The sequence below is a fragment of the Flagellimonas olearia genome (assembly GCF_004150225.1).
GTDB classification, from domain to species: Bacteria; Bacteroidota; Bacteroidia; order Flavobacteriales; family Flavobacteriaceae; genus Flagellimonas; species Flagellimonas olearia.
Genome location: NZ_ML142914.1, coordinates 161,355 through 188,148 on the forward strand (window position 1 = coordinate 161,355; position 26,794 = coordinate 188,148).

At 45.4% G+C, this 26,794-nt stretch carries 27 protein-coding genes and 1 pseudogene; 17 read left to right on the plus strand and 11 right to left on the minus strand.

Going from position 1 to position 26,794, the window contains the following annotated elements; genetic code table 11:
• Positions 1 to 115: 115 nt before the first annotated feature.
• The 10 genes from DN53_RS16285 (at position 116) to DN53_RS16330 (ending at position 8,110) form a co-directional block, all read left to right on the plus strand.
• Positions 116 to 409, plus strand: coding sequence for a hypothetical protein (locus DN53_RS16285; RefSeq protein ID WP_129655986.1), 294 nt, complete (start codon positions 116 to 118; stop codon positions 407 to 409).
• 31 nt (positions 410 to 440) lie between these two features.
• Complete coding sequence (locus DN53_RS16290; RefSeq protein ID WP_242502204.1) at positions 441 to 731, plus strand: hypothetical protein; 291 nt, start codon at positions 441 to 443, stop codon at positions 729 to 731.
• A complete protein-coding gene (locus DN53_RS16295) occupies positions 706 to 3,141 on the plus strand; it encodes a TraG family conjugative transposon ATPase (RefSeq protein WP_129655987.1) in 2,436 nt (811 codons plus the stop codon). Before DN53_RS16290 ends, DN53_RS16295 begins: the two co-directional genes overlap by 26 nt.
• Complete coding sequence (locus DN53_RS16300) at positions 3,138 to 3,722, plus strand: conjugal transfer protein (RefSeq protein ID WP_207211135.1); 585 nt, start codon at positions 3,138 to 3,140, stop codon at positions 3,720 to 3,722. Before DN53_RS16295 ends, DN53_RS16300 begins: the two co-directional genes overlap by 4 nt.
• Positions 3,723 to 3,731: 9 nt before the next feature.
• Complete coding sequence (locus tag DN53_RS16305; protein ID WP_129655988.1) at positions 3,732 to 4,550, plus strand: hypothetical protein; 819 nt, start codon at positions 3,732 to 3,734, stop codon at positions 4,548 to 4,550.
• Between the two features lie 37 nt (positions 4,551 to 4,587).
• On the plus strand, positions 4,588 to 5,202 hold the full coding sequence (locus tag DN53_RS16310; RefSeq protein ID WP_129655989.1) for a conjugal transfer protein TraK: 615 nt from the start codon (positions 4,588 to 4,590) through the stop codon (positions 5,200 to 5,202).
• Between the two features lie 12 nt (positions 5,203 to 5,214).
• Complete coding sequence (traM, locus tag DN53_RS16315) at positions 5,215 to 6,096, plus strand: conjugative transposon protein TraM (RefSeq protein WP_129655990.1); 882 nt, start codon at positions 5,215 to 5,217, stop codon at positions 6,094 to 6,096.
• A gap of 11 nt (positions 6,097 to 6,107) precedes the next feature.
• Positions 6,108 to 6,893 carry a DUF4138 domain-containing protein gene (locus tag DN53_RS16320; protein WP_129655991.1) on the plus strand — a complete coding sequence of 262 codons (786 nt, stop codon included), beginning with the start codon at positions 6,108 to 6,110 and terminating at the stop codon, positions 6,891 to 6,893.
• 117 nt (positions 6,894 to 7,010) lie between these two features.
• Entirely contained in the window at positions 7,011 to 7,637 is a 627-nt protein-coding gene (gene parS / locus DN53_RS16325; RefSeq protein ID WP_129655992.1) for a type II RES/Xre toxin-antitoxin system antitoxin, read from the plus strand.
• Positions 7,634 to 8,110, plus strand: a complete 477-nt coding sequence (locus DN53_RS16330) for an RES family NAD+ phosphorylase (RefSeq protein WP_129655993.1) — start codon at positions 7,634 to 7,636, stop codon at positions 8,108 to 8,110. Before parS ends, DN53_RS16330 begins: the two co-directional genes overlap by 4 nt.
• Before the next feature lie 210 nt (positions 8,111 to 8,320).
• Here the strand turns inward: DN53_RS16330 and DN53_RS16335 are convergent, their stop codons facing one another.
• From DN53_RS16335 to DN53_RS16375, 9 genes are all read right to left on the minus strand, one after another.
• The gene (locus DN53_RS16335; protein WP_129655994.1) at positions 8,321 to 8,977 is read right to left on the minus strand and encodes a hypothetical protein; all 657 of its coding nucleotides are present in this window, start codon (positions 8,975 to 8,977) and stop codon (positions 8,321 to 8,323) included.
• Between the two features lie 96 nt (positions 8,978 to 9,073).
• Entirely contained in the window at positions 9,074 to 9,886 is an 813-nt protein-coding gene (locus DN53_RS16340) for a hypothetical protein (RefSeq protein WP_207211136.1), read from the minus strand.
• Between the two features lie 157 nt (positions 9,887 to 10,043).
• Positions 10,044 to 10,499: a hypothetical protein gene (locus DN53_RS16345; RefSeq protein ID WP_129655995.1), complete on the minus strand. Its 456-nt coding sequence runs from the start codon at positions 10,497 to 10,499 to the stop codon at positions 10,044 to 10,046.
• Positions 10,500 to 10,750: 251 nt separating this feature from the next.
• Positions 10,751 to 12,379 (minus strand): type IV secretory system conjugative DNA transfer family protein, encoded by a 1,629-nt coding sequence (locus tag DN53_RS16350; protein ID WP_417935934.1) that lies wholly within the window; start codon positions 12,377 to 12,379, stop codon positions 10,751 to 10,753.
• A gap of 4 nt (positions 12,380 to 12,383) precedes the next feature.
• Positions 12,384 to 13,409, minus strand: a complete 1,026-nt coding sequence (gene mobB / locus DN53_RS16355) for a MobB family relaxase (protein ID WP_129655996.1) — start codon at positions 13,407 to 13,409, stop codon at positions 12,384 to 12,386.
• 1 nt (position 13,410) lies between these two features.
• Positions 13,411 to 13,965, minus strand: coding sequence for a BfmA/BtgA family mobilization protein (locus DN53_RS16360; protein ID WP_129655997.1), 555 nt, complete (start codon positions 13,963 to 13,965; stop codon positions 13,411 to 13,413).
• 374 nt (positions 13,966 to 14,339) lie between these two features.
• Positions 14,340 to 14,789: a JAB domain-containing protein gene (locus DN53_RS16365; protein ID WP_129655998.1), complete on the minus strand. Its 450-nt coding sequence runs from the start codon at positions 14,787 to 14,789 to the stop codon at positions 14,340 to 14,342.
• Positions 14,790 to 14,872: 83 nt separating this feature from the next.
• Entirely contained in the window at positions 14,873 to 15,253 is a 381-nt protein-coding gene (locus tag DN53_RS16370; RefSeq protein ID WP_129655999.1) for a DUF6876 family protein, read from the minus strand.
• A 61-nt stretch (positions 15,254 to 15,314) separates the two neighbouring features.
• Positions 15,315 to 15,737 carry a single-stranded DNA-binding protein gene (locus tag DN53_RS16375; protein WP_129656000.1) on the minus strand — a complete coding sequence of 141 codons (423 nt, stop codon included), beginning with the start codon at positions 15,735 to 15,737 and terminating at the stop codon, positions 15,315 to 15,317.
• Between the two features lie 553 nt (positions 15,738 to 16,290).
• On the opposite strand from DN53_RS16375, the gene DN53_RS16380 reads away from it, so the two are divergent.
• The 5 genes and pseudogenes from DN53_RS16380 to DN53_RS16400 form a co-directional block, all read left to right on the plus strand.
• The gene (locus DN53_RS16380) at positions 16,291 to 17,184 is read left to right on the plus strand and encodes a hypothetical protein (RefSeq protein ID WP_129656001.1); all 894 of its coding nucleotides are present in this window, start codon (positions 16,291 to 16,293) and stop codon (positions 17,182 to 17,184) included.
• Positions 17,174 to 18,355, plus strand: coding sequence for a putative phage abortive infection protein (locus tag DN53_RS16385; protein ID WP_165357481.1), 1,182 nt, complete (start codon positions 17,174 to 17,176; stop codon positions 18,353 to 18,355). Before DN53_RS16380 ends, DN53_RS16385 begins: the two co-directional genes overlap by 11 nt.
• 38 nt (positions 18,356 to 18,393) lie before the next feature.
• A complete protein-coding gene (locus DN53_RS16390) occupies positions 18,394 to 19,086 on the plus strand; it encodes a hypothetical protein (protein ID WP_129656003.1) in 693 nt (230 codons plus the stop codon).
• A gap of 3 nt (positions 19,087 to 19,089) precedes the next feature.
• Positions 19,090 to 20,016: a hypothetical protein gene (locus DN53_RS16395; protein ID WP_129656004.1), complete on the plus strand. Its 927-nt coding sequence runs from the start codon at positions 19,090 to 19,092 to the stop codon at positions 20,014 to 20,016.
• Between the two features lie 107 nt (positions 20,017 to 20,123).
• Positions 20,124 to 21,017 (plus strand): annotated as a pseudogene (locus DN53_RS16400) (AlbA family DNA-binding domain-containing protein); the annotation flags it as partial.
• Here DN53_RS16400 and DN53_RS16405 read toward each other — a convergent pair.
• The gene (locus DN53_RS16405; RefSeq protein ID WP_129656005.1) at positions 20,980 to 21,267 is read right to left on the minus strand and encodes a site-specific integrase; all 288 of its coding nucleotides are present in this window, start codon (positions 21,265 to 21,267) and stop codon (positions 20,980 to 20,982) included. The pseudogene DN53_RS16400 and the gene DN53_RS16405 overlap by 38 nt on opposite strands.
• A gap of 181 nt (positions 21,268 to 21,448) precedes the next feature.
• A complete protein-coding gene (locus tag DN53_RS16410; protein WP_129656006.1) occupies positions 21,449 to 22,051 on the minus strand; it encodes an RNA polymerase sigma factor in 603 nt (200 codons plus the stop codon).
• Positions 22,052 to 22,172: 121 nt separating this feature from the next.
• On the opposite strand from DN53_RS16410, the gene DN53_RS16415 reads away from it, so the two are divergent.
• Together DN53_RS16415 and DN53_RS16420 are read left to right on the plus strand one after the other, a co-directional pair.
• A complete protein-coding gene (locus DN53_RS16415; RefSeq protein WP_129656007.1) occupies positions 22,173 to 23,333 on the plus strand; it encodes a FecR family protein in 1,161 nt (386 codons plus the stop codon).
• Between the two features lie 122 nt (positions 23,334 to 23,455).
• Complete coding sequence (locus tag DN53_RS16420) at positions 23,456 to 26,785, plus strand: SusC/RagA family TonB-linked outer membrane protein (RefSeq protein WP_129656008.1); 3,330 nt, start codon at positions 23,456 to 23,458, stop codon at positions 26,783 to 26,785.
• Positions 26,786 to 26,794: the final 9 nt, after the last annotated feature.

The following is a 26,794-nucleotide window of genomic DNA, read 5'->3' on the forward strand; positions in this document are numbered from 1 at the left end:
TAAGTGTTAAAAAATATGATTGTTAAAGTGATTGTATAAAATCGTTGGAGATTCCGCATTGGAAATCAAGCATTCATCAATAACCGGCCCTAATCAGGCCAAAAGTCGAACAGTCATGAAAAACCAAAAAAGAGCATTGTTGCTATGGGCCTGCCTATTGGCATCCCTGCCCATCTACCCCCAGATCGGGGGCATCGAGGATTCCGTCAACGATATCTCGGACACCATCCGTACCATCTTTCCCATCATTCTTGGGGTTATCTTCCTTATCGGTTTCCTGTTCAATGCAGGCCATTTCTTCGGGGAGAACGCCGATCTCAAAAAAGGGATTACCCGTGTCCTGGTCTTTGTCCTTATCGCAGGGGCGGTCGTGGGCATATTTACCTATCTCATCGGTATTGTGGTCTAATCGTAAAAGAGCCTGTTTTTATCCTCTTGCTATGAAACCGTATAAAATCTACCGCCATATCCGCAGTCGTGCCCTGATATTTGGGCTGCCCGTGGCCTTTTTTGCCCTCCAGATGCTGGCCGTCATCGGCTCCTTGATGGCGGTCATCTTCTCCTTTGACCTAAGATTGCTTTTTGGGGCGATGTTGGGCAATGGCATCCTCTACGGTCTCCTCCTCAAATTGGCCCGAAGACCAGAATTGTTACGAACGGGAAATGTATTTCCCCATATGATCTCCAACAAAAAAATCACCTTAAATGAAGCATACGATGAACTTCCATGAACGATATCCCATAGTGGATGTGGACCAAAACCGGATCATGGCCAACAATGGGAACTTGGCCTATGCCTACCGTCTGGAACTTCCCGAGATACATTCCCTCTCGGAGAAAGACTTCGAGGACCTCCATGGGCTCTGGTTCCAGGCACTCAAATCCCTGCCCGCGGGTACCCTGGTCCACAAACAGGACATTTATAAAAAAATAGCCTTTGATACCGAGGACTTACATCGAGATTCCTTTTTGGCCAAAGCTACCGCCAAGCATTTTCAAGGCCGGGAACATCTCTCCCATGAATCCCTGCTTTTCTTTGTTTGGCCCAAGAACAAAACGGTCAACAGTTCAAGCTTGTCCAATCCCTTTGCCCATATCCCCAAAAAGCTGCCCGAGACACTAGGGGAAAAGGCAGAGGAGTTTGGCAAAGCGGTACGGGATGCCGTGATGTTTCTGAACAATGGTACCCATCTATCGCTCCAGCCGTTCAACCAGGCATCCGTCATCCAATATACCGATGACTATTTCAACGGGTTCAACAAGGGATTTGATACCGATATGGTGCTTGACAAGGACAAGGCCCAAATAGGGGACCACTGGTTCGGGGCCATGGCCGTGAACAATGAGACCTGTTTCGGGGATGTGGTAAAGACAAGTCGGCCCAATGAGAAATACACGGCCGACGGGTTCCTGTTCCACCAGGGTTTTATCGATGGCCTTGGCCTGACCTTTCCGGGGAACCATATCGTCAACCAGATCATCCATCTCGATGACCGGCATAAATGGCGGAAACTGTTGGAGAAACGTCTGGAGGAACTTTCCAAGAGCAGCAATTTCGGTTCCCAGAACAAAGTGCTGTACGACAGGGTCTCGGACACCTTGGATACAATAAACCAAGACGATTCCTCCCGGATCATACGGGGCCAGTTGAACACCATCTTTTGGTCAAAAGAAGAAAAGGAACTGGATGCCACCGTCTCGGAACTTGTGGCGAGGTTCAAGGAACTGGATATCCGACCCTATTGTCCCGAAGGCCTGTCCCGAATCCATTACCTGCTCAACAGCTATCCCCTGTTCTCCTCCAATTTTTCGGACAGTGACCTGTATGTGGCCGACCTGAAACATGCTCTCTGCCTGATGGTCAATGTGACCAACTACCGCTCCGATAATGAAGGGGTACTTTTCAACGATCGTTTGAACAACATCCCGGTCCGAAAGGATGTATGGGACGAGGGGAATAAGCGCATCAAGGCCCGGAACTTTGCCATTTTTGCACCTACCGGAGAGGGGAAATCCTTTTTGGCCAACAACATCCTGCGACAATATTTTGAACAAGGGGTCCGTTTGGTGATCATCGACCTAGGGGGAAGTTATGCCAAGTTCGCCCAGCTCTATCCCAATCAACATATCACCCTGAAATACGAACAAGGGAAAAACCTCGGTATCAACCCCTTTTATAAAACCCCAGGCGAAGGTCTCGCCCCGGAGTGGCTGGAGGACCTGACCGTCTTTTTGATGGAACTCTATGGTTCCCATCAAAAAGTGAACAAGGCCCAGGAAGTGGCGTTAAAGAAAATCCTGCGCAGTTACTATGGAAAGATCAAGCATGGCCATAGTCTGGACGGGCTGTATACCTTTATCGAGGAAAACCGGGAATCCCTGTTGGGGGAACTGGGCATCGACCGGAGCTATTTTAACCTGACCCATTTTCTGCATATCCTTTCCGAATATGTGGGGGACGGCCTCTACAGCTTCCTGTTCAAGGTCGGGGAAGACCAATCCCATCGGTTGGAGGACAAACGCCTTATCGTCATTGAACTGGACGAGGTCAGGGACAACCGGGAGGTGCTCTCGGTAATGCTCAAGCTCATCAAATCGGCCATTCAACGGACCATCTGGCGCAACCGTTCGGAGCGGGGGATTATCCTTTTCGATGAGTTTGCCAAGCAGCTCAAGTTCGACAACGTGCTGGAGAGTGTGGAGTTCTGTTATCAGGCCATCCGCAAGCAGAACGGTGCCATCGGCATTGTTCTACAGTCCATAAACCAATTGCCCGAAAACCATACTTCGGCCACCATCTTGGAGAATACCCAGGTCATTTACAGCCTGCGCAACGAAAAAGGATATGAAGCCCTCAAACATCGGCTCAACCTTAGCGCCCATGACCTGGACCAACTCCGTTCCATCAAAAATGACCTGAAGGGTGAACGCAAGTACACGGAGATCTTTATCAAGATCGGTGCTGAGAGCAACATCTACCGATTGGAAGTGCCCCCGGAGGTCTATGCGGCCTACCTCACTGACGGCATCCAAAATAAAGCTATAATGGACCATTTTAAGGAAACCCAGGATATGGAGCAGGCCATCAAGGAATTTATCGCTACAACCAAAAGATCAACAATCCAAAATCAAAAGACATGAGGAAAAAAATCACCAAAGCGCTCATCATCACCCTAGGCTTGGCCCTATACCTGCACGGACGTGCTACCGCCCAGGGGATGCCCGTTTATGATAATACAAATTTTATTTCCCTCGGGAAACAACTCATCGAATCCGCCAAACAGACCGCGGAACTGTTAAAGATGGTGGACGAACTGAACGCTGTCCGGGAAAAGATCGAGAAGGTCAATAATGCCGTCAAGCAGTACCAGGCCGTTAAGGACATCACTCGCAACAACGAACAACTCTTTGAGATGGTCCGGGATGGTCTTAGGGAAATTTTGAACTCTCCTTACATCCACGGCCATGAAGTGGAGACCATCTCGAATACCTTCAACGGTGTGATCGAACATTCCTTGGGCCAACTAGAATTTATGGACCAGGTTCTCAGCAGCGACGTTTTGAACATGACCGATGCGGAACGTCTGGAGATATTGAAGGCCCAACGGGAGGCATCCCAAGGGATGGTGGCCGATATCCAACTGAAGAAGCGGCGGTACGATAGGGTCATTTCCTTCCGGAAAATGCAGGCCCTTATCAAGGAGAGGAACCTGAACTATTAAAGGTACGTTATGGGACTCGAATATGTGGACGCGGTCTTCCAGACCATTAAGGACAGCAGTTTTGCCACCTACACCATCGGGGGCATGAAGGCCTTGGCCGTGCTGTTCTTTCTGGTCAACATCCTTAAAAAGTATTATGAGGGCGGAGCCTCCCGGACTGGCTTGACCTGGGGATTGACACCCACCGACCTGATCAAGAACTTTGCCGTGGTGCTGGTGGTGCTTTTCTCCACGGAAGTGTTGGCTACTTTTGACAGTGTTTTGGTGGCCATAGAGGGCCAGTACCGCGAAACGGCCCCCAATCTTTTGCCCCTGGGACTTCAGGAAGTGCCGATAGAGGAGGAGTCCGGCCTATTTGATGCCGCGACCAAGGCCATGGCCCTGCTGTACGAATGGCTGGCCACTCCGTTTTTGGGTCTCCGCACCCTGGCCTGGGCCGGGGCACTGATGCTTTGGGTCCTGGACCTGTTCATCTATCCCCTTTTCTTGGCCGAACGCTATTTTATCCTAGGGGTCATGCAGGCATTTTTTCCACTGGTCATCAGCATGGCGGTATTCGAAAAGTTCAGGGAGATGGGCTATCGTTTTTTTCGGCTTTATGCAGCAGTGTATATGATCGTTCCCGCTTTCTTTTTGGTCAATGTGTTCATCAATGCCCTGTACCAAGAGGTGACGGTCAACTTTTGGCCCAACCTCTTTGGAACGGGGTACGGGAGCGAACTTTTCGCCCCCTTGATCGAACTGGCTGGAATTGGGTTCATCGTGCTGTTGAAGTTCAAACTGTACAAACGGGCGACCTCGTTTACCTTCCGCTTGTTCACCAACTAGAAAGGATCAAAGCTCATTATCAAAGACTAAAGCGCATATGAAAAACACCTATAAAAACATTACCGAAATTTTACGGCTGAACCGATTTATCGTATTGGCCACAGTCGTCCTTTGCCTATTGAGCAGTGGGCTTTCCCTGGGACTGTTCTACCACAATCAGGAGAAATTCCTGAACTCTGCCTTTGTGGTGAGTACAGATGGCACTGTTATTCCCTTGGAACTGGTTGACCAACAGGAAAACCGTGAAGTAGAGGCCTTGGCCCATATTGACCGCTTCCATCGGCTATTTTATGGGATTGATGGTACCAACTATAGAACCCGCTTGGAAAAGGCCCTTTGGCTGGCGGACGCATCCGTGGATGCCATTTATCGGCAAAAACGATCGGATGGGGTCTATAACCGATTGTTGCAGTTTTCGCTTCGGCAGGAAGTGGTCACATTGGACATTGAACTGGACCTCGACCAAGAGCCCTATGGATTTCGGGCAAGGACGGTACTTGAGGTTAACCGGGGGACTGTCACCGACCGCTACCGACTGGATACTTCAGGAGAGCTGGTCCTGGTGGACAGGAACTTTCCGAACAATCCCCACGGGCTGTTGATCACCCATTTTTTCGAGGATGCCTTGCGCAAACTGGAACCACAACCGTAAACCCACACTATCATGAAACTGGAAAAAAACAAAATTATATTTATTGGATTGATAGTCTGTATTACCGCTTTTATCGTGCTATATGCCGTTTCCATGGAGCAAAACAAGGAGGGTCCAGAACTGAAGCAGCCCAACGTCCCTGAACTCAAGGATCAACCTGAGGAGTACGGCTCCAAACTGGAGGCGGTGGATGATATCAAGGAGGAGCGGCATATCACAAAGCCCAGCCTATACGGGGAGGGCCATCTAGATTCCCTATGGGAAGAGAAGGAGCGACAGCGTATCGTGGATAGCATCTACCGTGTTGGTCGGATTGACTATGGGGAGGGTACATATCGAAAATCCAAAAAGATTCCATTGGAAAATGAAGCTGCATTCCACACCAAACCCAATCCATTTCCAAAACAGGAAACCGAACCTATCGATCTCTCCAAAGCCCATCGGGACTTCTTTGGCCATAACATAACACATACCAATGCCAAACCTCCCATGGCAGTGGCGATGGTCAATGGGGAGCAGACGGTCCGCTCCAAAAACCGCCTGGAACTGCGGTTGAAGGAGGCGGTGGAACTCAACGGGAGCTATTTCAGCCGGAACACCCTGTTCTATGGCTTTGTCAGTTTTCGGGCCAATAGGGTCTTTGTGACCATTGATCATATCGGTTCCAATCCCGTAAGCCTAATGGCCTATGACCTTTTGGACGGCGGTGAGGGCATCTATGTGGAGAACAGTTATCGGGAAGAGGCCACGAGGGAAGTGCTGGACGATGCCGTCCAAGATGTGAACCTGCCCGGAATGCCCCAGCTAAATGGGATCAAACAGGTGTTCCGGCGTTCCAACCGCACGGTCCAAGTGACCATCCATGACCAATACCAATTGATACTCAAACCATAACATTCCATCCTATGAAACCATTCCATCTATTCATTTTCAGTCTTTTGATCTATGTGACAACGTATGCCCAAGTGGACACACTCTATGTCAACGACACCCATAATCTAGCCCTGATCTTTCCCGAACCCATTGCACGGGCGGTTACGGGACATCCCAACTATTCCTTTGACTATGATACCACTGCGCCTGGAAGGCTGGGACTGTTGCAGGGACATCGCGGTATGGACAGCAATCTGTTGGTTTTGACCGATGATGGATTGGCCTATTCCTTTGCCTTGGCATATCGAAAAAAGCTACAGGAAGGCCATCGGTTCGTGAAGGTGGGGGAAAGTATCGGCACTATCGCACCTGAGAAACCTATGGATTCTTTGGTCCAAAATCCCGTGCCCTCTTTGGGGTCGGATACCCTCAAGTACCAAAAGGCCAGCATGTATTTTTTGGAAAAGGCCCAAACGGTACTGCGTTCCAAACGGAAGGATGGGATTATCCTTCGGCTTCGGGACGTGGCCTATTACGGCAGGGAAACCTATCTCGTTCTGGAGATCGAGAACCGGTCCGCTATCGACTTTGAGCTTGATTTTGTACAGCTCTTCAAGGCACACGGGAACCCGCGAAAAAAGTCCTCTTACCAGAAACTGCCTTTGGAACCCGTTTACAAACATCGTATGCCCACTATCGTCAAAATAGGACAAAAACAACGCTTTGTGTATGTGGTGCCCAAGTTCACCTTGGGGGACCGGGAAAAACTGCTGGTGGAGCTTCGGGAAAAGCATGGGAGCCGTCGTGTGACCATGTAGCAAAAGTGGACGAGCCATCACCCCATCCCAAAACTTTGTGCAAAGTTTTGGACATTTGTCGAAATAATTAAGACATTTTGTATATTTACGGTAAATTACGTCATTGAATGATATCCCATGGAGAAAAAAACCACTACAAAACAGGGGAAGAGCGCGGACAAGGGTTCCGATTCCCCAAGCCCAAGAACTGGCTCAAGATCCAGAAAAGCCCCAAAAGCCAGACATCGGGGCACTAAGGCCGCTGCGCTCAAAAGTGCTAATTTGGAAGCTTTGGAAAAACCACAGGATGCAAGATATGGGCTTCTTATTGCACAGCCGCAGCTTGAGGCCTTACCCGGTGATTTTGCCACCTTTGACTGGAACGATGACTATAGGGGCCATGCGCTGGTCCGTGTCATACGCCATGGTATCGACTATGGTGTTTTTGAAAAGATGGCAGAACCAATGCCCTTTGAACAGGAGGCGTGGGCCACGATTCTTAATACCACCACCAGAACCTTGGACCGTTACAAGAAAGAGCACAGGTCGTTTAAATCACAGCAAACTGAACGCATCATTGAAATAAAGCAACTTTATCAAAAGGGAGTTGATGTATTCGGGGACAAAGATAATTTTGACGCATGGTTGGAAACCGAAAACTTATCTCTTGGTCGCATTAGACCGGTTTCCTTATTGGATACCTCGGTGGGCATCCATATGGTCAAGGATGAACTGGGCAGGATAGAACACGGTATCTTGGCATGATCGTTTACCGTCTGGGAAAACAAAGATTCATTGAAGACCTATCCGGGTCAGGTGCCTACATGAATGGTGGCAGGTGGAACAACAAGGGTGTTTACATGCTCTATACTTCTGAATCCAAAGCTTTGGCAATGTCCGAACTTTCGGTACATCTACCCTTGGGAATAGTGCCAAAGGATTACAGTTTCGTCAAAATGGAGATTCCCGACGATAAGATATTGGAGCTTGACATGAAGCTTTTGGACCCTATCGACTGGAAGACCCTGCCCCATGGTCCTGAAACCCAGGCAATCGGTGATCAGTTCATTCTCGATAATACCCATTTGGCACTTAAAGTACCTTCAGTTGTAGTGGAAGGTGATTTCAATTATGTGCTCAACCCGCATTTTCCAGATTATAACAGGCTGGTGACCATTATTGACAAAGGGCCTTTTCCATTCGATCAAAGGATTTTCGTAAGACCCAATACGAATTGAATCATTTTCCCTTTCAATCGTCGCCACTGCCCCACCTCAAACAGAAACAAAATAATGGTAGTCCACGGGGAAATTGGGTTTGGTTCCACTCTCAATGATATATACACCTTTCCATGGCATTGTATCTTAGTGTTGGGGTTGTTGTCAATCCATTTTAATAATGGTTGTTGTTTTTGAATTTTAGGGAAAATACAGAATACCGTCCATTAATTAGGGATCATATATCAAAAATACTCCAGAGGCACCGGTTAATATTGCCGAGGTAACGGGCATTGTAAAGCCGGCCAATACGCTTCCCCCAACGGCAATCCATTTGCCAAACGCCCGTATATTATCATTGGGACTGAGATCACCTTGTGGTTTTTTTATGGTTTTACGGACAAAGGTCTCAAAAGCCCTCTTAGAAACATGGATTGCTGTTCCCCCTGCCTCAACAATTTTGTCCAGTGCAGCACGGAATTTACAGACAAGCCATGAATTTGTGGTCAAAAACTCCCATTCCTCAAATAAAATCTCTGCAATCCAATCATCCTCTGTCTGGTTCAGGAGGTTTGTGAAAATTTCATTTTCGTTAAAGTTTTCACTTGAATATCTAACAATGTTCTCTGAATATTCTTTTGAAAATAAGAACGTTCGGATGCCATTGATGTCAATCAAGTTTTCATCAATTTCAAAATGAAAGGAGAGACTGGATAGGGCAATTTCACCAAATTCACTGTTATTGTTGAAGGCCTCCCCGAACATCCTGACAAAGGTATCCGAAACTACAATCTGTCCCAGGGCACCTGCCTGGGCCAATCCGATCATTTGGTTTAAGCTATCTCGATGCAACAGCATTGAGACATCGACCATGACTCTATCTTCCATATTATGTATATTTTAAATTCTTCCCATGTCAAATGGACTTCATAAAAACGGTTACATTTCCTTGGATATATGTTCCCCTGACCAAATCATAAGTATTTATTCCAATTTCATTTCAGACCTGTCCTTTATTTCCGTGGCAATATCTGGCCGCTTTTTGTATATGGTTTCTTTAAAGATTTCCTGAATAAAGGGAGCTACCCAGTATTGGGACCCTTCCTCTGGGGTCATTCCGACATCCAAGTAATCCATATAGTCACTTGACATGAAATAATGGTCATTCAAATAAAAGAGGTATGCGAAATGTTGGATGAAAAGCGATTCCATGTCAAAGGAAATAGTCTCCAAATATTTAATCCTATGGGGATTGTGTACCAAGGGATCGTTCAGGACCATGTTGTGAAAGAAATTGTAATGGGTATGGTCATTACATCTGTTCCTGATCTTTTTGTACCGATCGTCCTTATGCAGCAATCCGGTTATGGATTTTACCTTATCGGATTCCCTGATATAATTGGAGATTATTCGGAAATCAGGAATGGTTTCCTCCCCTTTTCTCCAATTGTCAATTTGTTCAACGATGAAGTTTTGGATGCTGAAATGGTCCTGGAGATATAGGTTTGAATATATGTTGATGATAGTGGAATCGTAATACTTGCGAATCAAGGCATATGCATCATTGATCCTTCCTTTTTGCAAAAGTTCACCAATGGAATTCACGGTTCCCTTAATGGAGGAAAGTGCATAGGTATCCAGGTTGAGGAAAGCTTTGATTCCTTGGGGCATCCAATTCATAATGGAAAAGGACAATGAATCGTAGAAATTGGAATAATTCTGCAACTCACCATGCACTTTATGGGAAGTGTATTTCGTGCCCAATCTGCCCTCTATGGTCATTTTTGGAAAACTCATGCTCAAAACGGTTAACACCAGATGGATGATAGTGGTCCTACGTGGTATTCAAGATCAATTAATTTCTGGGGGAAGACTCAACATCCTAAAGATAATGGATTATTTGATCCAAATGTAGGAATATACAACCTAAATTGATATGGACTCCGGTTCCTTCTTACTTGAGACGATTCAGGTCAATATCCAACTGCTCGGCAACTTTTGGAAATATTTCATTTTCGAACTTCATCAGCTCTTGGAATATTTCATGATACTTTTCACCGTTCATCTTCACTTTCATAAAGGTCTGGTCTTCATCGAAAGGATGCTTGGTCAGTATTTCAACTTTTTCTTGCAAATCCCGTCTAGATTTCGAAGGTTGGTAGAATATTATTTCTGACTTTAAGCTATATCTGGCATGGGCGAAAAAGTCCCTTAAATGTTGTAATTGGTTCAGGTCATTGCCATAGGTTTCGACTATTTCAGGAAAAGTTTGAACAAAGGCTCTCTTTACTTGCCCAAAACTTTTCTGCCAATATTCAATGCGCTTCTCGCCATAATCAGTATTGGTCTTTTTCTCCTGAAAATCCCTTAGCATTTCCGGGTTTTGTTTCAGTATGATTAGATTGGACATAACATTTTGAACCCAAACCATTAAAACAAGCAAATGTCCAGCCATTCCAAGATGTTTCTGTTCGTCATCCATTTTCTTGATTTTTATTCATTGGATTCTAGCCCTATTCCAGTCCAGGAATACCATCCCATTCAAAATTTCGTTTGGTCACCACAAGATAACAATGTTTCATTGATGTCAAACAAATGCTTCTGCACACACCCAACATCGAACCATATTTTCCATAAGGATCAAGTTGGGATAAAGATTTTCTAATCTTTTGCGATTTTAAATAGGGCCTGGGCCTCTGCATGAATCTTTTGGAAGTTATGGGCCATCTTTTCACTGTTCCCAAGGTATTTAGGGGGAGGAAGCTCCCGTTTCCATTGAGGGATGGGGAAACGGACCCGTTGATCCCTTCCATCCGAAAAGGCGATGAATTCCCCTTGCCGTAGACGGAAAAAGACATCGGAGCGGACCTTACTGACCTCCCGTTCCCCTTTGGTGACCCGGGTATCGGGGTCAAAGGGATCCTGTTTTCGGGTCACCGATCGAAAGGGCCGCTTGATCCGTTCAAAGAACTGCTCATAATAAAGTGCAGTACTGGGGTCGTTGACCTTCCCAAAGAATTGGTAAGAGAGGTTGGAAAGAATGGTGCGACTGGCCTTTTCCCCATACATCATATCGTTCTGGGCCTTGTCCTGCATCACATAGACCGTGGTGATGTCATAACTGCGGAGGGTGGCGGGTATCCGGTGCATATTGAGCAACCGAATGGTAGGGGCCTCTTCCATTAGCATGAATGCATGTCGTCGTCCCCTTATGCTCATCTGTTTGGTGATGGTGTGGAGAATGGTGGCGATGATGGGCGAAAATGCGGTTTCGTATTTGGGATGGTTGACAATGGCGACAATGGAGGGATGTTCCGGATTGTTAACATCCAGATCGACCTCATCGGCGGACAATGCCATAAAAATCCTCCGGGTACTGATCTTTTTAAGGGCATTGGCCAAAGTGGACAGCACCCCTGCGGTCTGCCGTTCCGATTCCTTTCCCGCGATAAAGGCATCCGCCATGGCCTTGACCGTGAGGTCCCCACTGAGCCAATGGATCAGTTGCCATGGGTTCAGGTATTGGTAGATGGCGATAAGATGGGGCAGGGTACAGTATTGGGGATAATGGGTCCTGAGCATCCAGATCATGCCCCCAAGGAGGCCTTCCACCGCATCGTTGAAGAACTTGGAAGATCCATGGGCAATGGATTCCCGTTGTTCGAGCAGGTTCTCCAAAAGGACACGTGAGACCTCGTTCACGCTTTCCTCATCGGGCAGGTAGCGGGGAGCGATGGGGTTGACCCGTTTATGGATGGTATCGAAGGATACGATATGGAAGGGGATATCCTTATCCTGGAAAAGGGGATAGGCCAGTTCGGTGATCTCGAAATGCTTGTAATCATGGATGACCCCGCAGAATTTGTGTTTATGGAAATGTTGCAACAGGGCATAGACCACGGATTCCGTCTTTCCGCTCCCGGCCGACCCTATGATGGAGACTCCACGCCTGATGTTCCGAAGGGTCAGGGAACCGTTGCGCAGGGCCAACCTCACCTTGTATTTGTGATCGATGGGGTCATAATCCTCCCTTAGGGACAGCCCCAATACCATTACAGCATTGATGAACTGGGCCGGTAATACGGCATATAACCAAAGTGGAGCCGATTGGGGCCAGCCCAATTGTGCCGATAAAGTGGCTCCTTCCCCCAGGAAAAGAACGGTCAGCACCCAAAAGGCCCAACGGTGGAAATACTGAAAACCAAAGATCAGCAATGTGATTAAAAGGTAAAGGACCCACCAATGGTCGGTCAGGAAGGTATCGATTGAAGAAAGAGTATCCGTTGGCATGGGGTCAGATTTCAATGGAACTGGATTTCTTGGCCTGGGCCAGGGATTTTTGCAACTGGACAATGGTCTTCCGGACCATCGCCACCTTGCTGGTAGGAATCTTCGGGATGGGCACCTTTGCCCCGGTCTTGGCCAACAGTTTGAGGGCCACGGTGCGTTGACTCGTCGGAAGGCCCACCAATTTGGCAAAATAGCGTTTGGGGTCCTTATCCAGGGTCTTTCGGGCGTTATAGGATTCCACATAGTTCCGGTCGTACTTAAATAGCCGGTCAAAGGTCTTTTCCGCTTTTTCAAAGAACTCGTCCCTACGGAATCCCCTTTTTACCTTTTGGCCATTGAGTGTAGCTTCGGATTCCCGATAGCTGCTCCCCGGTGATAGGCTGAGTCTGTTGGTCACATCCTTACGGCTCATCACGATATGCACGTGCATCTGGGAGCCCGGTTTTTTCATTCCCTCTTCAATGGGCTTCCCGTTTTGTTGGTGGGGCATCTGTTTGTACAACCGATCGATGTCCCGTTGGATTTGTTTGGGATTGCCATGGATCTCCCCCCGGTCCACCTTGGCCAGGTCATTATGGAGTTTGGCGATTTGGCCCCGATAGGGACGGTTTTCCCGGATCTCGCGATCTCGTCCAGAGTAGGTCCGTTCATGTTCTATCTTGGCAAAGTACTTGAGCTGGTCCACTTGGACGGGCTGTTTTCGGTAAAAAGCTGAGGCATAGTCCTTCATCACCTCGCGAACATACTGTTTGAGTTTGGCGGGATCGTTCTGGATGGCGGCCAGTTCCCGTTTACTGGGGTTGATGGTCAGGGAATAGAACTTGGGCTCGTGCTGCTTGAGCCGGTCGGTGTTGGCATCGATTTCCTTGACCACGGTCCCCGGGGCAATCCGGTCCTGCTGTTGATCAAAGAAGGGTTCCCTCTGCTCATGGGGTACGCCCTGGTTCTCTTTCTCTAGATATTCCACAAAGTCCCCGGAACTTTGTGAAAAGGTCTGGCCCATATGTTGACGGGTGATGGTGATGTACATATCATTGGGTTTTAAATTGTTGTTTGAGGTTTTCAAATTCCTTCGGGGTCATCTCCACCTGTAGACGGGTGGGTCCCAAGGTGGTCCGTACCGATTTGATCCTGTGGAACAGCAGCTCATTGAAGGCCGTCTTGGTGCGGTCCAGTTCCTCCTCCAAATTGATACGCTGCTCACGTTCCCGGAGGAGTTCGAAGGTCATGTCCAACTTGATTTTTTCGGGTTCGGGCATGGACAATTTGCCCTTTTCTTCCAGTTCATCCTGGTTGGGCCGGAGCTCAAAGAGCATTTCCATCATGGCCTTGGTGGGAAGGATGCCATCCCGTTCAATGCTCTTGACAATGGAGATCAGGGCATTGATCCGTTTTTTGGTCCCATCTTCCCTCACCCCAAGATCATCGTTGGGGGAGAGTTGGTTCCATTTGAAAAAGTTGAGCATGGCCTCCAGGGTCTCCGTATGGGTAGGGGACACCTCCCGGGAGAATTCCCGAAAGCGGTCGGCCACCTCTTTTTTGATACTGATGGCACTGAAGCGGTATTTTTGGTAGGAATCCCCCATGATTACTGTAAATTTTACCGTGTTTTCGGGGACTGGGAGCGTTTTTACTGTAAAGCTCCTTGGCTGTTTCGGACTTATTATGTTTTCAATACATTGATTTTCAATGTATTGAATCAATAAAATCAATGCAACATGGCGCAGCCGTGTTGCCCTCTTGCTATTCCTTTTTATGCCGCGCATAAAAATCCATAGCCCCGTACCTGAAGGTACGTGTATTGCTTTTTGGCAAGGACCAAAAGGAAATTTTTAAGAAAATTCCAACTTCACTTTTTTGGAATTTCCAGTGATTTTGGAAAACTGCTGCATATTTTTCAAAGGGCAAAAAAAAAGCGGACCATAAAAATGGCCCGCTTTCCTTTGCGTTTTGGGATGGCTTACAACAGGCCATCATCCGCAAAACTGAAATATCCCCCCTCGGGCACGATGATAAGATGGTCGAGCACCTTGATGTCGAACAGTTCGGCAGCCTTTCGGATTTTTTCCGTCAACTGTCGGTCCTGTTGGCTCGGTTTCAAATTGCCCGATGGATGGTTGTGTGCCAAGATGATGCCCACGGATAAAGTCTTGAGTACCACGGCAAATAGAATCCGCAAATCTACCAAGGTTCCCGTAATGCCCCCATCAGACACTTGAAAGGCACCCTTTAACCGGTTGGAATTGTTGAGCAAAAGCACCTTGAAGGTCTCCTTTACCGCAATGCTATCCCGGTTCCAATTGTCAAGCAACACCTTGGCCGCTTCATGGGAAGAGGTCACCCTAGGGGAGTGGATTGCTCCCAATTTCTCGCAATAGCTGATTTTTATTTCATTAACTTTAGCTGTCATTTTTCTAGGTATTTAAAAAGTGTTTGGAAAAATGGGCAGTGGGGATGTTCTGGGGGTATAACAGGGCATCCTCTCGACCATTTTTAATACTCGGAGGGCAATAGCAGGGTATTGTCCACAAAAAAGAGCCGCAGCTCGTCCAAGGGAAAATCCGTGATGTGGTATTGCTGCTCGGTGAAAACGGTATCGTTCCCATCGCTGTAGGCAATGACCGCATCAAAGCCGATCTCTTCCCGTTCCGCTTCGGAATAGCATTTAAAGTCCACTGTGATAAACCTGCTCTTTTCCATCAGGCTCTTGCCCATGACCGATGCATCCGTCAATAGCCAATACGCATTGGCGGTACTGGCAAGGTATTGCACACCCTCGGTATAGCGCGTGCGGCAAATGGGTAGGCTATAGATACACTGCGAACCATGGAATTGGCTCAATTGTTCCTTAAAATCTTGGATGGATATTTCCATGGGATATAGATTAGGATTAATGAGAAAGTAGGGATGCCCAAAACGGGCACCCCTTTTTGACTTAGGCAGCCTTTTCATTGGCCTTCCTTTTAGGGGTCTCCGCTTTTTTGGCGGTTGTGTTCTTGCTGCCGTTGACAGGCTCGGTCTCGGTCTTCGCCCCCAAGAGTAACACTTCATCGGCCACGATCTCGGTAACATACCGTTGGTTGCCATCATCTGCAGTAAACGAACGGGTCTTGATCTTGCCCCTGATCCCGACCTCACTACCCTTGGAAGTGTACTTTTCCAGGATTTCGGCGGTCTTGCCCCAAGCCACGATCTGGTGCCAATCGGTTGATTGGACTTTCTCCCCCTTGCCATTTTTGTAATACTCATTGGTGGCCAAGGGAAAACGGGCCACTTTTCGACCACTTTCAAGGCTGGTCACTTTAGGGTCGTCCCCCACATTTCCGACTAATTGCACATGATTTCTAAAATTGCTCATGATTAAAGGATTTATGCCCAAAAAGGGCGGTTAGAAAAAAATTGAACTCAACCTCAATGGGAAACCCCGACCCATCCCAAAAACCCACTGGAAAAAGGCCGAAGGCTCCTGATTTACTTATGGTATCTCGAGCGTCTTCCTTTTTTTGATTTTTTTGAACTGCTTCCGATATATGGGATGTGTACGATTTCATGGGTTCCAGTTTTTGATTTACTTCCAGTAGCGCCGTCGCTGTCACCTTTTTTTGATGCTGATCAGAGTACAACATCGCTAATTGTGCAAGCCATATAAAAAAGAGCCCCAACGGAAGTGGGGTTCTGGCTTTATGCTGGCTACAAGGAGGGATGTTGTTGTTTTGCCTACAAAAAAAGAGGAGGGTCAGCGCGGCTTGAGAGAAGGGGCAAAAAGGAATCCTGTGAAGCCCATATCCCATGGAAGCAGCACAAAATGGAGAAAGGAAACTACAACGGTAGTAGTACCTATTAATTTGTTCGATTGACCTGCATGGTCATTCTAAGGATATTTGGTAATTTTCTTGTTAAAATTTCAATCTATGTTGAGTTCGGAACATTTCTACAATTATTTCCAGTTGAACCACTTTGACTATAAACAGGAATCCAACCGGTATTTGTTGGAAATGGACGAAGAGACTTTTCCCCGGACCTTCAAGGGAATCATCAATGGCAATAGGAAGGATTACGACAGGACCATCAGGATGGATATCCGATTTACCTTTCTTTTGTCGGTTGAGGCACTTTTCGAATTCATCTTTGCCCTTTTACCCGAAAAAGATGGCACAATGAACGACAAGAGGATATTACAAAGACTTGCCCAGAGAAAGCACAACAATGAAGAAATCAGAAAATTTGCCAAGGGAGAGAAGAACATCTTGGATGAAACCTTCAGCAAAATTCTATTCTTCACTATGGAGCAGGAAGAAAGGCAAATGCCCTTTATACAACACTTGTTCTATGCCGGTGTGGAACAGGATAAAGTCAAACATGATATTAGTAAATGCGTGGATGTGATATATCGTTCCTTAAAGGTATTGGCGAGCGAGCTGGCCAACCGCACAGAATTGAACAGTTACAAACATGGATTGAAGGCCATCCCATTTTTTAAAACCATTGAGGTCTTTGATCCAGAGACTGAAGAACGGCTTATGGAATATGATATGGAGAATACCCTGACCAATTATGTCTGGGATGCCAAAAATAAAGTTTCCCGTTTTGAGACCCAGGCCTTGGATTATGAGCGGGACATCCTGTTGACCCATTGGACTTCCAATCTGATTGCCAATATGGTCCAAAGCAGAAAGTCCATGTTTGATAGCGGCAAGGGTAAATCAGCGCATATCATGTTCTTTAGCGAAAAAGAATGGGAGAGAATAAAAAAGGCGAACGTCAAGGCACAGCGGTTTACAATGAAATTTGAACATGATTCATAATAGTATGGCTCAGGATAAACAAACCAACGATGCCGGGACCAAGCAGTTCAAATTGGGAAAGATTTCCAAGGTTTTGATGTTGCTGGCCGCCCTACTCCTGATATTTTCCTTCTTCGCACCATGGCTCCTCACACGATTCTCCTATATTGACATGTCACCGTATGGAACCGTTGGGGATACCATTGGGGGAATCATGAACCCTTTTATTGCCGCGGCCGGGGTTATATCAACTTTCTTGGCATTCTATATGCAGGTCAGAGCCAATAAACTCCAGCGCGAACTGTTCGAGGAACAGATTGTTGAGGAACGGGACCGGTTCCAAAAGGAACTGAAGGAACAACAAAAACAGTTTAAACAAACTGCTTTTGAACAAAGGTTCTATGAGATGCTGCGTTTGCACAAGGAGAACATAGATGAAATGTTATTCGTGGTACGGCCCATAGCCAAAGAGCCCAGGGAAGTATATGGGCGAAAGGTTTTTGTGGAATTTTTAAAGGAGGTAGAGGCAATTTATGCCATTGTCAAACACTATTTCCCACTGGAGGAAAAGGAATTCCATATTGATTTGGCCTACAGTTATTTTTTCCAGGGAATAGGAGAACAGGATGTAGCCTATGCAAAGAAACCGTCCAAAGACCCACATTCAAAGGCCATTAAAGGGATTATCCAGGTCAATGCGGTTCACAAAAACGGAGGGGGAATTTCTTCAGGGCTAAATGGGATCGCCCACCATACGGGAGACCGGATAAAGAAGTTCCCTGACTGTTGGATGGCCTATGGCCATGGCAGTCAATTGGGCCATTACTACCGGCACCTATACCAAACGGTCAAATTTGTTGCCAAACAGCCTGAGGATTTTATCACCTATGAGGAAAAAAGGAGTTATCTCAGGACCTTGCGGGCACAGCTTTCCAATCAGGAGCAGGCTCTTTTATTCTATAACTTTAAATCGAAATTTGGCAGAAAGTGGAACGACCCAAGAAATAAATTCCTTACGGATTACCGTATGATCCACAACTTGGACAATGGGCTGTTGTTGCATGATTTTGATTTGGTGGAAGAGTTTGGATTGGATGACAATCCAACCTATAGAAAGGAGAAAGGAAGGAATGATGATTACCTTTTCGAATTTCAGGAATATAGGAAAAAGACAATGGAAAAAAGAGAGTGATTGTTTGACGGTAGAAATGAAAACAAAACAACAATACTATGGGAAGAGATTTTAAGATCGGGGATTCATTATTATGGACTTTCCAGACCGATTCTGTCATGCTGGATTTTAAGTTTGATCCAGTAATCTCATTCTTGGATGGTGCCTCGGGGATGATCGCTGAAAAGGAAAAGGAGATCAGTAGGAAGTTTGAAGAGTGGAACGAGAAGCAAAAGCAGGATTCAGATTTGCCCGATGCGTATGACGTGTATGAAAATGAGGTCTTGGAACACTCCAAATTCCCAGAACTGCTCAACAATTCAGTGTATTTGGTGCTCTACGCCATGTTTGAATCCCACTACCTTGAACTCTGTCAGATGACGGGAAGTCTCCATAAAAGTAGGATGAAGGTCCGAGATCTTTCCGGCAACAGTTATATAGACCAGTGCAGGCGCTATTTGATAAAGGTTATCGGGTTGGACATGGACGAAACCATGGAAGATTGGAACGAAATACTTAAACATCAACGTTTGCGGAATGCAATCACCCACAAAAGTGGTAAGATAACTGAAATGAAGAGTGATTTGCGGAGTTTTATTGATAATAGGAACGGGGTCACCTATTACCCGGAACGAAAACTCGTCCAAATTGAATCCACTGAATTTTTAAAGGGCTTTATCGGGGTAATCAAGAGTTATTTCAATAAGGTCAATATACAGATCGTACGACATTATAGTCAAACCTCACGATAATCCATGGAGTCTGAATTTTATGATATCAATGATAGGAACCAAGATTACCAAGAAATAAATCTCTTGGTTGGGAGAATGATTCATGGATTAAAGGCTATGGCAATGATATATCATGATTATTCAGATGATATCAACTCTTTTGAAAGAATACATGAGCTCAAGGACAATTTAGCATATCGGTTAAAATCGGCTCAACACTTATATCTGCTGCTCTTGAACGAATATGAATTGAAAGAGCGGGAACTAACGAAGATTTTAGAGAATGACCCAAGATTGTTTCAGGTTAATTGGGGAGGTAAAAATCCAGTAGCCGGGAAAATTGAGGAGGAGCTTGCGGCCATTTTCGATAGTTTGGTTTATCACCTAAACACCTCTTTTGATTATCTGGCACATATCACCAGCTATATATGTTTGAAAAAAATAAAAAAAACGGTGTACTGGTCTGGCCTAAGAAATTATGCGAAGGCAAAGGGAAATGAAATATCCACTTTATGGATCAAAGAAACCATAGTACGAGTTAATGATGATTTTGTTTCTAAACTAGATGATTATAGGTCCCGATTAATCCATACAAAACGGGATGTTCATCCTCTAATGGCATTTAAATCGAACGAAACCAAAGTAACACAACTTTACCTTTCCGCTTCTGATACGTCAAAAAGATTTTTTAAAAAGAGCTTGGCAAATTATGACAAGGATAAGGGAATTTCCTTATCCTTTCTCGCATCTACTTTGATTCGGGATACCTTGGACAAAATAGAGTTGATGTTAGATGCCTTGGTCTATGAAATCAATGTAGCTTCAAATTTTCCAAATAATTGGGATGAATCCAAAAAAGGTTTGATGTTGATAAGACGTGATCCAAAGACGAAAAAAGGTAAATTAGTTAGTGATATTGAATGGGATAAGTTTAAACATAAGACGGATTAGAAATGCAATGGGACTTGAATAAAATCAATAGTTTGATTTCTAATAAGATTGAGGAAAACCTAAATCTTGACTATTAGGCATCGGCATCTCTTGGAAAACAGGACAAAAAGGTGAATGAAATTTCCAAAGATGTATCGGCATTTGCTAATTCAGATGGTGGAACCATAATCTATGGGGTATCGGAAGATCCTGAAAAGCGACATTTGCCCCAAGGAATCGATCCCATTGACAGAAATTTGGTTTCAAAGGAATGGTTAGAGCAAATCATCCAGGGAAATATTAGACCAAGAATAGATGGAATCAAAATCCATCCAGTCACGGTGAATGAGCAAAAAGGCCATGTAATCTATGTGGTGGATATTCCAAAGAGCAACACTGCACACCAAGCTAAGGATAAGAAATACTATAAGAGATACAATTTTAATTCGGAGGCTATGCTTGATTATGAGATCAGGGACGTTCTTAACCGTACCAAAGACCCCATAATAGACCTTGAGTTTGAAATACTTTCCAAAACGGTAGAGGTAAAAGCATCACCATCCTATCTTGAAAACCCAATTCTTAGCCTGGGTTCCTTAGGAGGGACCGAACCAGAAAAAAAGGTTAAAACGTATTTGACGCTTAGGGTTTGGGCCGTGAACACGGGCAGGGTACTTGCCCAGTATTTGAATGCGGATATTGGGATACCCTATGAATACCTTGCCAAAAACGAGGAGAATAAAGAAGGCATGGCGACCTTTTTTATGGACAATACCGTACGTGAGGTTGTGGACGTACAATTTTTCCCTTCCATGACCGGTAGTGATGCTGTCGAAAAGTTGGGCCCTTCGAGGTATGACCCCATATTGCCGAAAAGATTTCTGTTGCTTAAGAAAATAGGGCTCAATCCGTCAGTTTTGACCTCAGAGGAAGTGTTGCAATGGATAGTATACTGTGACAATGCCGAGCCGAGGGAAGGTGAGATTAAATGGAAGGAAATAAAAGTGTTTGAGAATGATTGAGAGAAATGGTTGACAATGATAAGGTATAGACTATGGCCAGTTCATTGATTTGGTCGAATGCAGCATTCTCAAAGTTCTTCAAATAGATTTCCGTGGTTGTGATAGAATTGTATCCCAAGCCCTCACTTACAGGGGCCATTGAGGCACTAAGGTATTTTGCAATGGCGGTCCATGAAAGTCTAATGGTATAGGTGATAAGTTTTTTCTCTATTTCTGTATCGTAGGCAATAATTTTAGGGCATTTGTTCATCTTGTCATGTGGAAGGCATATAATTTTAGTGTTTGACGGAACTTCCAGCATGACCTATTTGTATACTGAAAAATCCGCATCTTTTGCCCTTCAAACGGTATTGAAAGAAATTTGACAACGGAGCGGATAGGAGGACAGGCAACGGTTCTCTTGTCTTGTCCCGGTAATAGAGGATAAGTAATCATGAGTTGTCCTGTTCCACATATAATTGATACAATGCCCCCATAAGTAAAAAAAGGATCATCGCATCATCACCATCAAAGGCTTCCCTGATCTTGGTATATGCAACCCGAACCTGCGCCTCGACCGTACGGATCGAAATTCCCAAATAATCAGCGGCCTCCTGCTGGCTCAACCCCTCCAATTTAGTCATGCGCAGAATCTGTTGGCAACGTTCCGGCAAGGTCTCGATGATCTTTCTGAGTTTGATGATCTGTTGTTGGATGTGCTCCTTATCTTCCTCTTCATCGTAGACCGCATCAAAGGTTAATTCCGCATAAAGGTTGGCACGGGTAACGGTACTTCGGTATTGGTCTATAAATTGGTTCTTTGCCGTGGTGAACAACAACTGCTTGAACCCAAAAGGCTGTAGGGATTTTCGTCTTTTCCAAATCGAGACAAAACTCATTTGGACAATATCCTCTGCCAGGTCCCGGTCCTGTGTCAGGGTCAGGAGATACCCCAACAGCGGCCTGTTGTAGGTGTCGAAAAACAATTTAAACGCCTGGTTATCACCATCAATGATCGCCTTTGCCAATAAATTGTCATTTTCGAATGTCTTCATTTTAGGGGGATTGAGTGATGGGACAAAACAAACCGACGCTGGGTAAATGTAGAAAAAAGTTAAGAAATGATTAAGTATCTTTTAAGTGGCGCCCGTTTAACCCATAAACAACACATAACCAATGACCGAAAAAGAAGAACAGCTGATCCATCGATTCCTTGACCAAAAATTGACAGAGGAAGAATGGGACACGTTATTGGCATGGTTGGAGAAACCGGCCAATAAAAGAACCTTCAATATCTATGTCAAAGCTGATTATTATCTGAGACTATCAGATTCAGATGCGAATATGGAACGTCTCTATGAACAGGTACTAAAATCGGCCAATGAAAATGGCAGGACCACAGGAACAAGTAAATTCCAGCTCGGTCGAAAATGGATAGCCGCAGCTTCCATTGTCCTTTTGTTGGGTATGGGCCTCGGCTGGTATTTTTATGATATGACCAGTGAAAACCAGCCCACCCAGATTGTGGAAACCTCCATCGAACAAGGAACCGATGGGGCCATCCTGACCTTGGAAGATGGCACTGAAGTGGTGTTGCAAAAAGGGAGCAACTATCAAAACAACTATGTGACCAGTAATGGGGAACAAGTAGTTTATGATAGGGAGAAGGCCAAGGAGAGCCATCGGTACAATACCATTTCCGTCAACCGAGGGAAACAATTTACCGTTACGCTGGCCGATGGTACCAAGGTATGGCTGAATTCAGGCTCGAAGCTTACATATCCTGTGCATTTCAATCCAGGGGAAACCAGGGTGGTCGAGCTCTTATACGGGGAGGCCTATTTTGATGTCACTCCCGCCACGGAGCATGGAGGTGATGCCTTTGAAGTGGAACACGGACACCAAAATGTCCGCGTTCTCGGAACAGAGTTCAACATCAAGGCGTACCTAGAAGAAAAACAGGTGTACACGACCTTAGTGGAAGGGAAGGTGGAAGTAGGTTTTGGCACTTCACAAGCCCTTTTGGTGCCGAACGATCAATCCGTTGCAGACCTTGAAAACGGTACCCTTGAGATCCAACAAGTGGATGTCAAGGCCGAAACAGCATGGCGCGAGGGACTCTTCATATTCAAGAGCAAGCCCTTGGGCGAGATCGTCGTCACCCTCTCCAGATGGTATGATGTGGAAATAGTGATCACGGACAGTGCAATGAAGGATGTCGAATTCAAGGGCACTCTGAGCAAGGACCAACCCTTGGAAGAAATATTGGAACTTATCAAGAACACTAAATTCATCAACGCTTATGACATAGAAGAGAACAAAGTGGTTATCCGCTAGAACCGTCCATTAAGTGGACCACTATAAAAAAGAGAGGGACAGGATTACCAACATCTCACCGACGATAATCCTTCCCCCTGGACAAATAACTAATGACTCATTAATTAAATGCAATCAAATTTATGAAAAACCAAACAAATTGGGCTTCTCCAAAATCCGTTGGAAACAAGCTCTTGCTATTGACTATGAAAGGCTACCTTCTCTTTTTTTGTGCTTTGGCCATGGGAATGAACACGGACAAGGTGTTATCCCAGCAAATGGTAGTCATTGCGACCGACCAAGTGCTGACCGTGGATGAGGTCTTTGACCTTATCATGGAACAGACGGACTACAACTTCATCTACCAAGTGGACCTATTTAAGGGAAAGCCTAAGGTCGAATTAAAGAAGGGGAAGATAAAAGTGGACAAGCTTTTGCAATTGAGCTTGGCCGATTCTCCCGTAATTCTCGACCTGACCGATTCCAATACCATATTCATCCAACCCCAAACCATGTCCCTGCCCCAAAGGCAACAGGATTTTGTGGTAACAGGCAAGGTGACAAACCTGGACGGGGTTCCTTTGTCCGGGGTCACTGTGCGGATAAAAAACATGAACCGTGGTGTGGCTACCGACTTCAATGGGGATTTTAAAATTATGGTGCCCGATGAATCCAGTGTTCTGGTATTCACCAGTATCGGTTACCGCAGCCAAGAGATTTCCGTAGGCAAGCTGCGTACGGTCAATATAAGTCTGGAGGAAAGCGTCAGCGAACTGGACGAAGTGGTGTTGAACGCCGGCTATTACAAAACCTCCCAAAGAAAGGCCACTGGAAATATTGCTAGAATAGATAAGAAAACCATTGAAAACCAACCTGTCAATAATCCTTTAGGGGCCCTTCAAGGCTATGTGTCGGGAGTTGACATACGACAGACCACAGGAGTTCCTGGCGGCGGTTTTGAAATCGAGATCAGGGGCAGAAATTTTATAAACGGGGGTACAAATCCTTTGTTCATTGTCGATGGCGTCCCTTTTAGCTCAGAGTCGTTGGAAGCAACCCGGGTAGGTTCACAGATTAATCAAGCGAACGTAAGTCCGCTGAATGCGCTCAATCCACAAGACATTGAAAGTATTGAAATTCTTAAAGAAGCAGATGCCACGGCCATTTATGGATCTAGAGGTGCTAATGGGGTGGTATTGATTACTACAAGGAAGGGAAAAGCTGGGAAAACCCAATTCACGGCAAACTTAAGCACCTCCCTGGGAAAGGTGAGCCAGTTCAGAAATTTAATGACCACGGATCAATTTTTGGAAGTTAGGAGGGAAGGGGCTGTACAGGATGGCTATGGCTCATTTTTAGAGGATCCCGCTTTCGATTTTTTCTGGCCTGATATTACGGTGTGGGGACAAGATCGATATACAGATTGGCAAAAAGAACTCATTGGGGGTACAGCCTTCAGAAACAACGTACAGCTTTCTATATCTGGCGGTAGTGATCAAACCCAATTTTTGATCAGTGGGGCACATCAAAAACAGACCACCGTTTTTCCGGGAGACTCCAATTATAAAAAGACAACCGTGCACAGTAATGTCAACCACCAATCGAAAGATGGCCGTTTTAGTTTGAATTTTTCAACCAATTATGCGATAGAGAACAATGATTTACTTCGTCAAGACCCAACAAGCCTAGCCTATTCCTTGCCACCGAACGCGCCTGCGGTATATGATGAAGAAGGTAATATTAATTGGGAAAACAATACGTTCCGGGACAATCCGATGGCCCAAATGCTAAGGGACTATCAAGTACAAACAAAAACACTCATTGCAAATCTGGGAGTATCATATCGCTTATTGTCAAGTTTGGAATTTAAGACAAACTTAGGGTATAACAACAGCGAATATGGTTCCTTCAATACTTTTCCACATGATTCCAGAAGTCCCGGTGACGGATACACATCAAGGACCGGTTCAATCATTGACCTGAATACTTCAGCTCGTGATTCTTGGATCGTTGAACCACAAATAAACTGGATGCAGGAATGGAACGGCCTAAAACTGGATGTGTTGGTGGGATCCACCTTTCAACAAGAGACCACGGAACAATTTGTGCAGCGGGGTAGAGGTTTTGCCAGCAACCAACTCATCCAAAATATCGCTGCTGCAGAAACTGTTGAAATAGTGGATGATATCGATAGTGAATACAACTATCAAGCCTTTTTTGGTCGACTGAACCTAAATTGGAAAGACAGGTATATAGTTAACCTTACCGGTAGAAGGGATGGTTCCTCGCGGTTTGGGCCGGGAAAACAGTTCGGTAATTTTGGAGCTGTCGGGGCGGCTTGGATTTTTTCCAATGAAAACTTTCTTAAAGACAATCCAACGTTCAATTTCGGTAAGATAAGGGCGAGTTATGGCACTACCGGGAGCGATAATATAGGAAATTATAAATTTTTGGATACTTATACCACGTCCAATGAGCAGTATAATGGCATCAACATAATGGAGCCCTCTGGAATTTTCAATCCTATCTTGGCTTGGGAAGAGAACAAAAAACTTGAGTTTGGTCTTGAGCTTGGATTTTTTAAAGACCGGTTAGTATTGAATACTTCTTGGTATCGAAACCGCTCATCCAACCAGTTGATAGGAATTCCTTTGGCGGCCACAACTGGTTTTGGGAGTTTAGAAGGGAATTTTGATGCTGTTGTTCAAAATACCGGTTTTGAATTAGATCTTAATACGGTTAATGTCCAAGGTAAGGGGTTTCGATGGACTACAAGCTTCAATATCACAGTTCCAAAAAATGAACTGTTGAAGTTCGATGACATTGAAAATTCCACATTTGCCAATAGATATGAAGTCGGAAAATCCTTGAACATTCGTTATTTATTCCGCTCCCTTGGCGTAAATCCGGAAACCGGTTTATATGAGTTCGAGGATTTCAATAACGACGGTCTCACCGATAGGACAAATGATAGACAGGTCACAAGGGATTTTACGCCCGATCTTTATGGTGGTTTGGGCAATACATTAAGGTATAAGAATCTATCCTTGGATTTTTTCTTTCAATTCAAAAAACAATTGGGGTACAACTATTATCGGGATCAGAATTTACCCGGATACCCTAGGAATCTACCCGTGGATTTTTATGACCGTTGGCAGGAACCTGGAGATATTGCTCCCTATCCACGTGCAACGGCTGGATTGGACTTTAGCGGTGATCTACCCTATGTTGGCGGATACCAAGCTACGAGTGATGCAGCCGTTACGGATGCTTCATTTATTCGATTGCGCAACGTTTTGCTGACCTATAGAATACCAAAGGGTTTTAGCCTAGGGTTGGATGCAAGCGTCTATTTACAAGGCCAGAACTTATTGACCATCACAGGGTATAGATTTGGCGACCCAGAACAGACAAGTTTTAATTATTTACCGCCACTACGTCAATTCACGTTGGGATTGAACCTAAACTTTTAAATTATTGAT

Excerpts from the sequence above, each read along its gene's own strand:
- DN53_RS16300 (WP_207211135.1), top strand. The coding sequence starts at position 3,138 with ATGAGGAAAAAAATCACCAAAGCGCTCATCATCACCCTAGGCTTGGCC.
- DN53_RS16305 (WP_129655988.1), top strand. The coding sequence starts at position 3,732 with ATGGGACTCGAATATGTGGACGCGGTCTTCCAGACCATTAAGGACAGC.
- mobB (WP_129655996.1), bottom strand. The coding sequence starts at position 13,409 with ATGTACATCACCATCACCCGTCAACATATGGGCCAGACCTTTTCACAA.
- DN53_RS16345 (WP_129655995.1), bottom strand. The coding sequence starts at position 10,499 with ATGTCCAATCTAATCATACTGAAACAAAACCCGGAAATGCTAAGGGAT.
- DN53_RS16320 (WP_129655991.1), top strand. The coding sequence starts at position 6,108 with ATGAAACCATTCCATCTATTCATTTTCAGTCTTTTGATCTATGTGACA.
- DN53_RS16285 (WP_129655986.1), top strand. The coding sequence starts at position 116 with ATGAAAAACCAAAAAAGAGCATTGTTGCTATGGGCCTGCCTATTGGCA.
- DN53_RS16405 (WP_129656005.1), bottom strand. The coding sequence starts at position 21,267 with ATGAACAAATGCCCTAAAATTATTGCCTACGATACAGAAATAGAGAAA.
- DN53_RS16410 (WP_129656006.1), bottom strand. The coding sequence starts at position 22,051 with ATGAAGACATTCGAAAATGACAATTTATTGGCAAAGGCGATCATTGAT.
- DN53_RS16330 (WP_129655993.1), top strand. The coding sequence starts at position 7,634 with ATGATCGTTTACCGTCTGGGAAAACAAAGATTCATTGAAGACCTATCC.
- DN53_RS16290 (WP_242502204.1), top strand. The coding sequence starts at position 441 with ATGAAACCGTATAAAATCTACCGCCATATCCGCAGTCGTGCCCTGATA.
- DN53_RS16380 (WP_129656001.1), top strand. The coding sequence starts at position 16,291 with ATGTTGAGTTCGGAACATTTCTACAATTATTTCCAGTTGAACCACTTT.
- DN53_RS16365 (WP_129655998.1), bottom strand. The coding sequence starts at position 14,789 with ATGACAGCTAAAGTTAATGAAATAAAAATCAGCTATTGCGAGAAATTG.
- DN53_RS16295 (WP_129655987.1), top strand. The coding sequence starts at position 706 with ATGAAGCATACGATGAACTTCCATGAACGATATCCCATAGTGGATGTG.
- DN53_RS16375 (WP_129656000.1), bottom strand. The coding sequence starts at position 15,737 with ATGAGCAATTTTAGAAATCATGTGCAATTAGTCGGAAATGTGGGGGAC.
- DN53_RS16420 (WP_129656008.1), top strand. The coding sequence starts at position 23,456 with ATGAAAAACCAAACAAATTGGGCTTCTCCAAAATCCGTTGGAAACAAG.
- DN53_RS16335 (WP_129655994.1), bottom strand. The coding sequence starts at position 8,977 with ATGGAAGATAGAGTCATGGTCGATGTCTCAATGCTGTTGCATCGAGAT.
- DN53_RS16415 (WP_129656007.1), top strand. The coding sequence starts at position 22,173 with ATGACCGAAAAAGAAGAACAGCTGATCCATCGATTCCTTGACCAAAAA.
- DN53_RS16350 (WP_417935934.1), bottom strand. The coding sequence starts at position 12,379 with ATGCCAACGGATACTCTTTCTTCAATCGATACCTTCCTGACCGACCAT.
- DN53_RS16360 (WP_129655997.1), bottom strand. The coding sequence starts at position 13,965 with ATGGGGGATTCCTACCAAAAATACCGCTTCAGTGCCATCAGTATCAAA.
- DN53_RS16310 (WP_129655989.1), top strand. The coding sequence starts at position 4,588 with ATGAAAAACACCTATAAAAACATTACCGAAATTTTACGGCTGAACCGA.
- DN53_RS16385 (WP_165357481.1), top strand. The coding sequence starts at position 17,174 with ATGATTCATAATAGTATGGCTCAGGATAAACAAACCAACGATGCCGGG.
- DN53_RS16390 (WP_129656003.1), top strand. The coding sequence starts at position 18,394 with ATGGGAAGAGATTTTAAGATCGGGGATTCATTATTATGGACTTTCCAG.
- parS (WP_129655992.1), top strand. The coding sequence starts at position 7,011 with ATGGAGAAAAAAACCACTACAAAACAGGGGAAGAGCGCGGACAAGGGT.
- DN53_RS16370 (WP_129655999.1), bottom strand. The coding sequence starts at position 15,253 with ATGGAAATATCCATCCAAGATTTTAAGGAACAATTGAGCCAATTCCAT.
- traM (WP_129655990.1), top strand. The coding sequence starts at position 5,215 with ATGAAACTGGAAAAAAACAAAATTATATTTATTGGATTGATAGTCTGT.
- DN53_RS16395 (WP_129656004.1), top strand. The coding sequence starts at position 19,090 with ATGGAGTCTGAATTTTATGATATCAATGATAGGAACCAAGATTACCAA.
- DN53_RS16340 (WP_207211136.1), bottom strand. The coding sequence starts at position 9,886 with ATGAGTTTTCCAAAAATGACCATAGAGGGCAGATTGGGCACGAAATAC.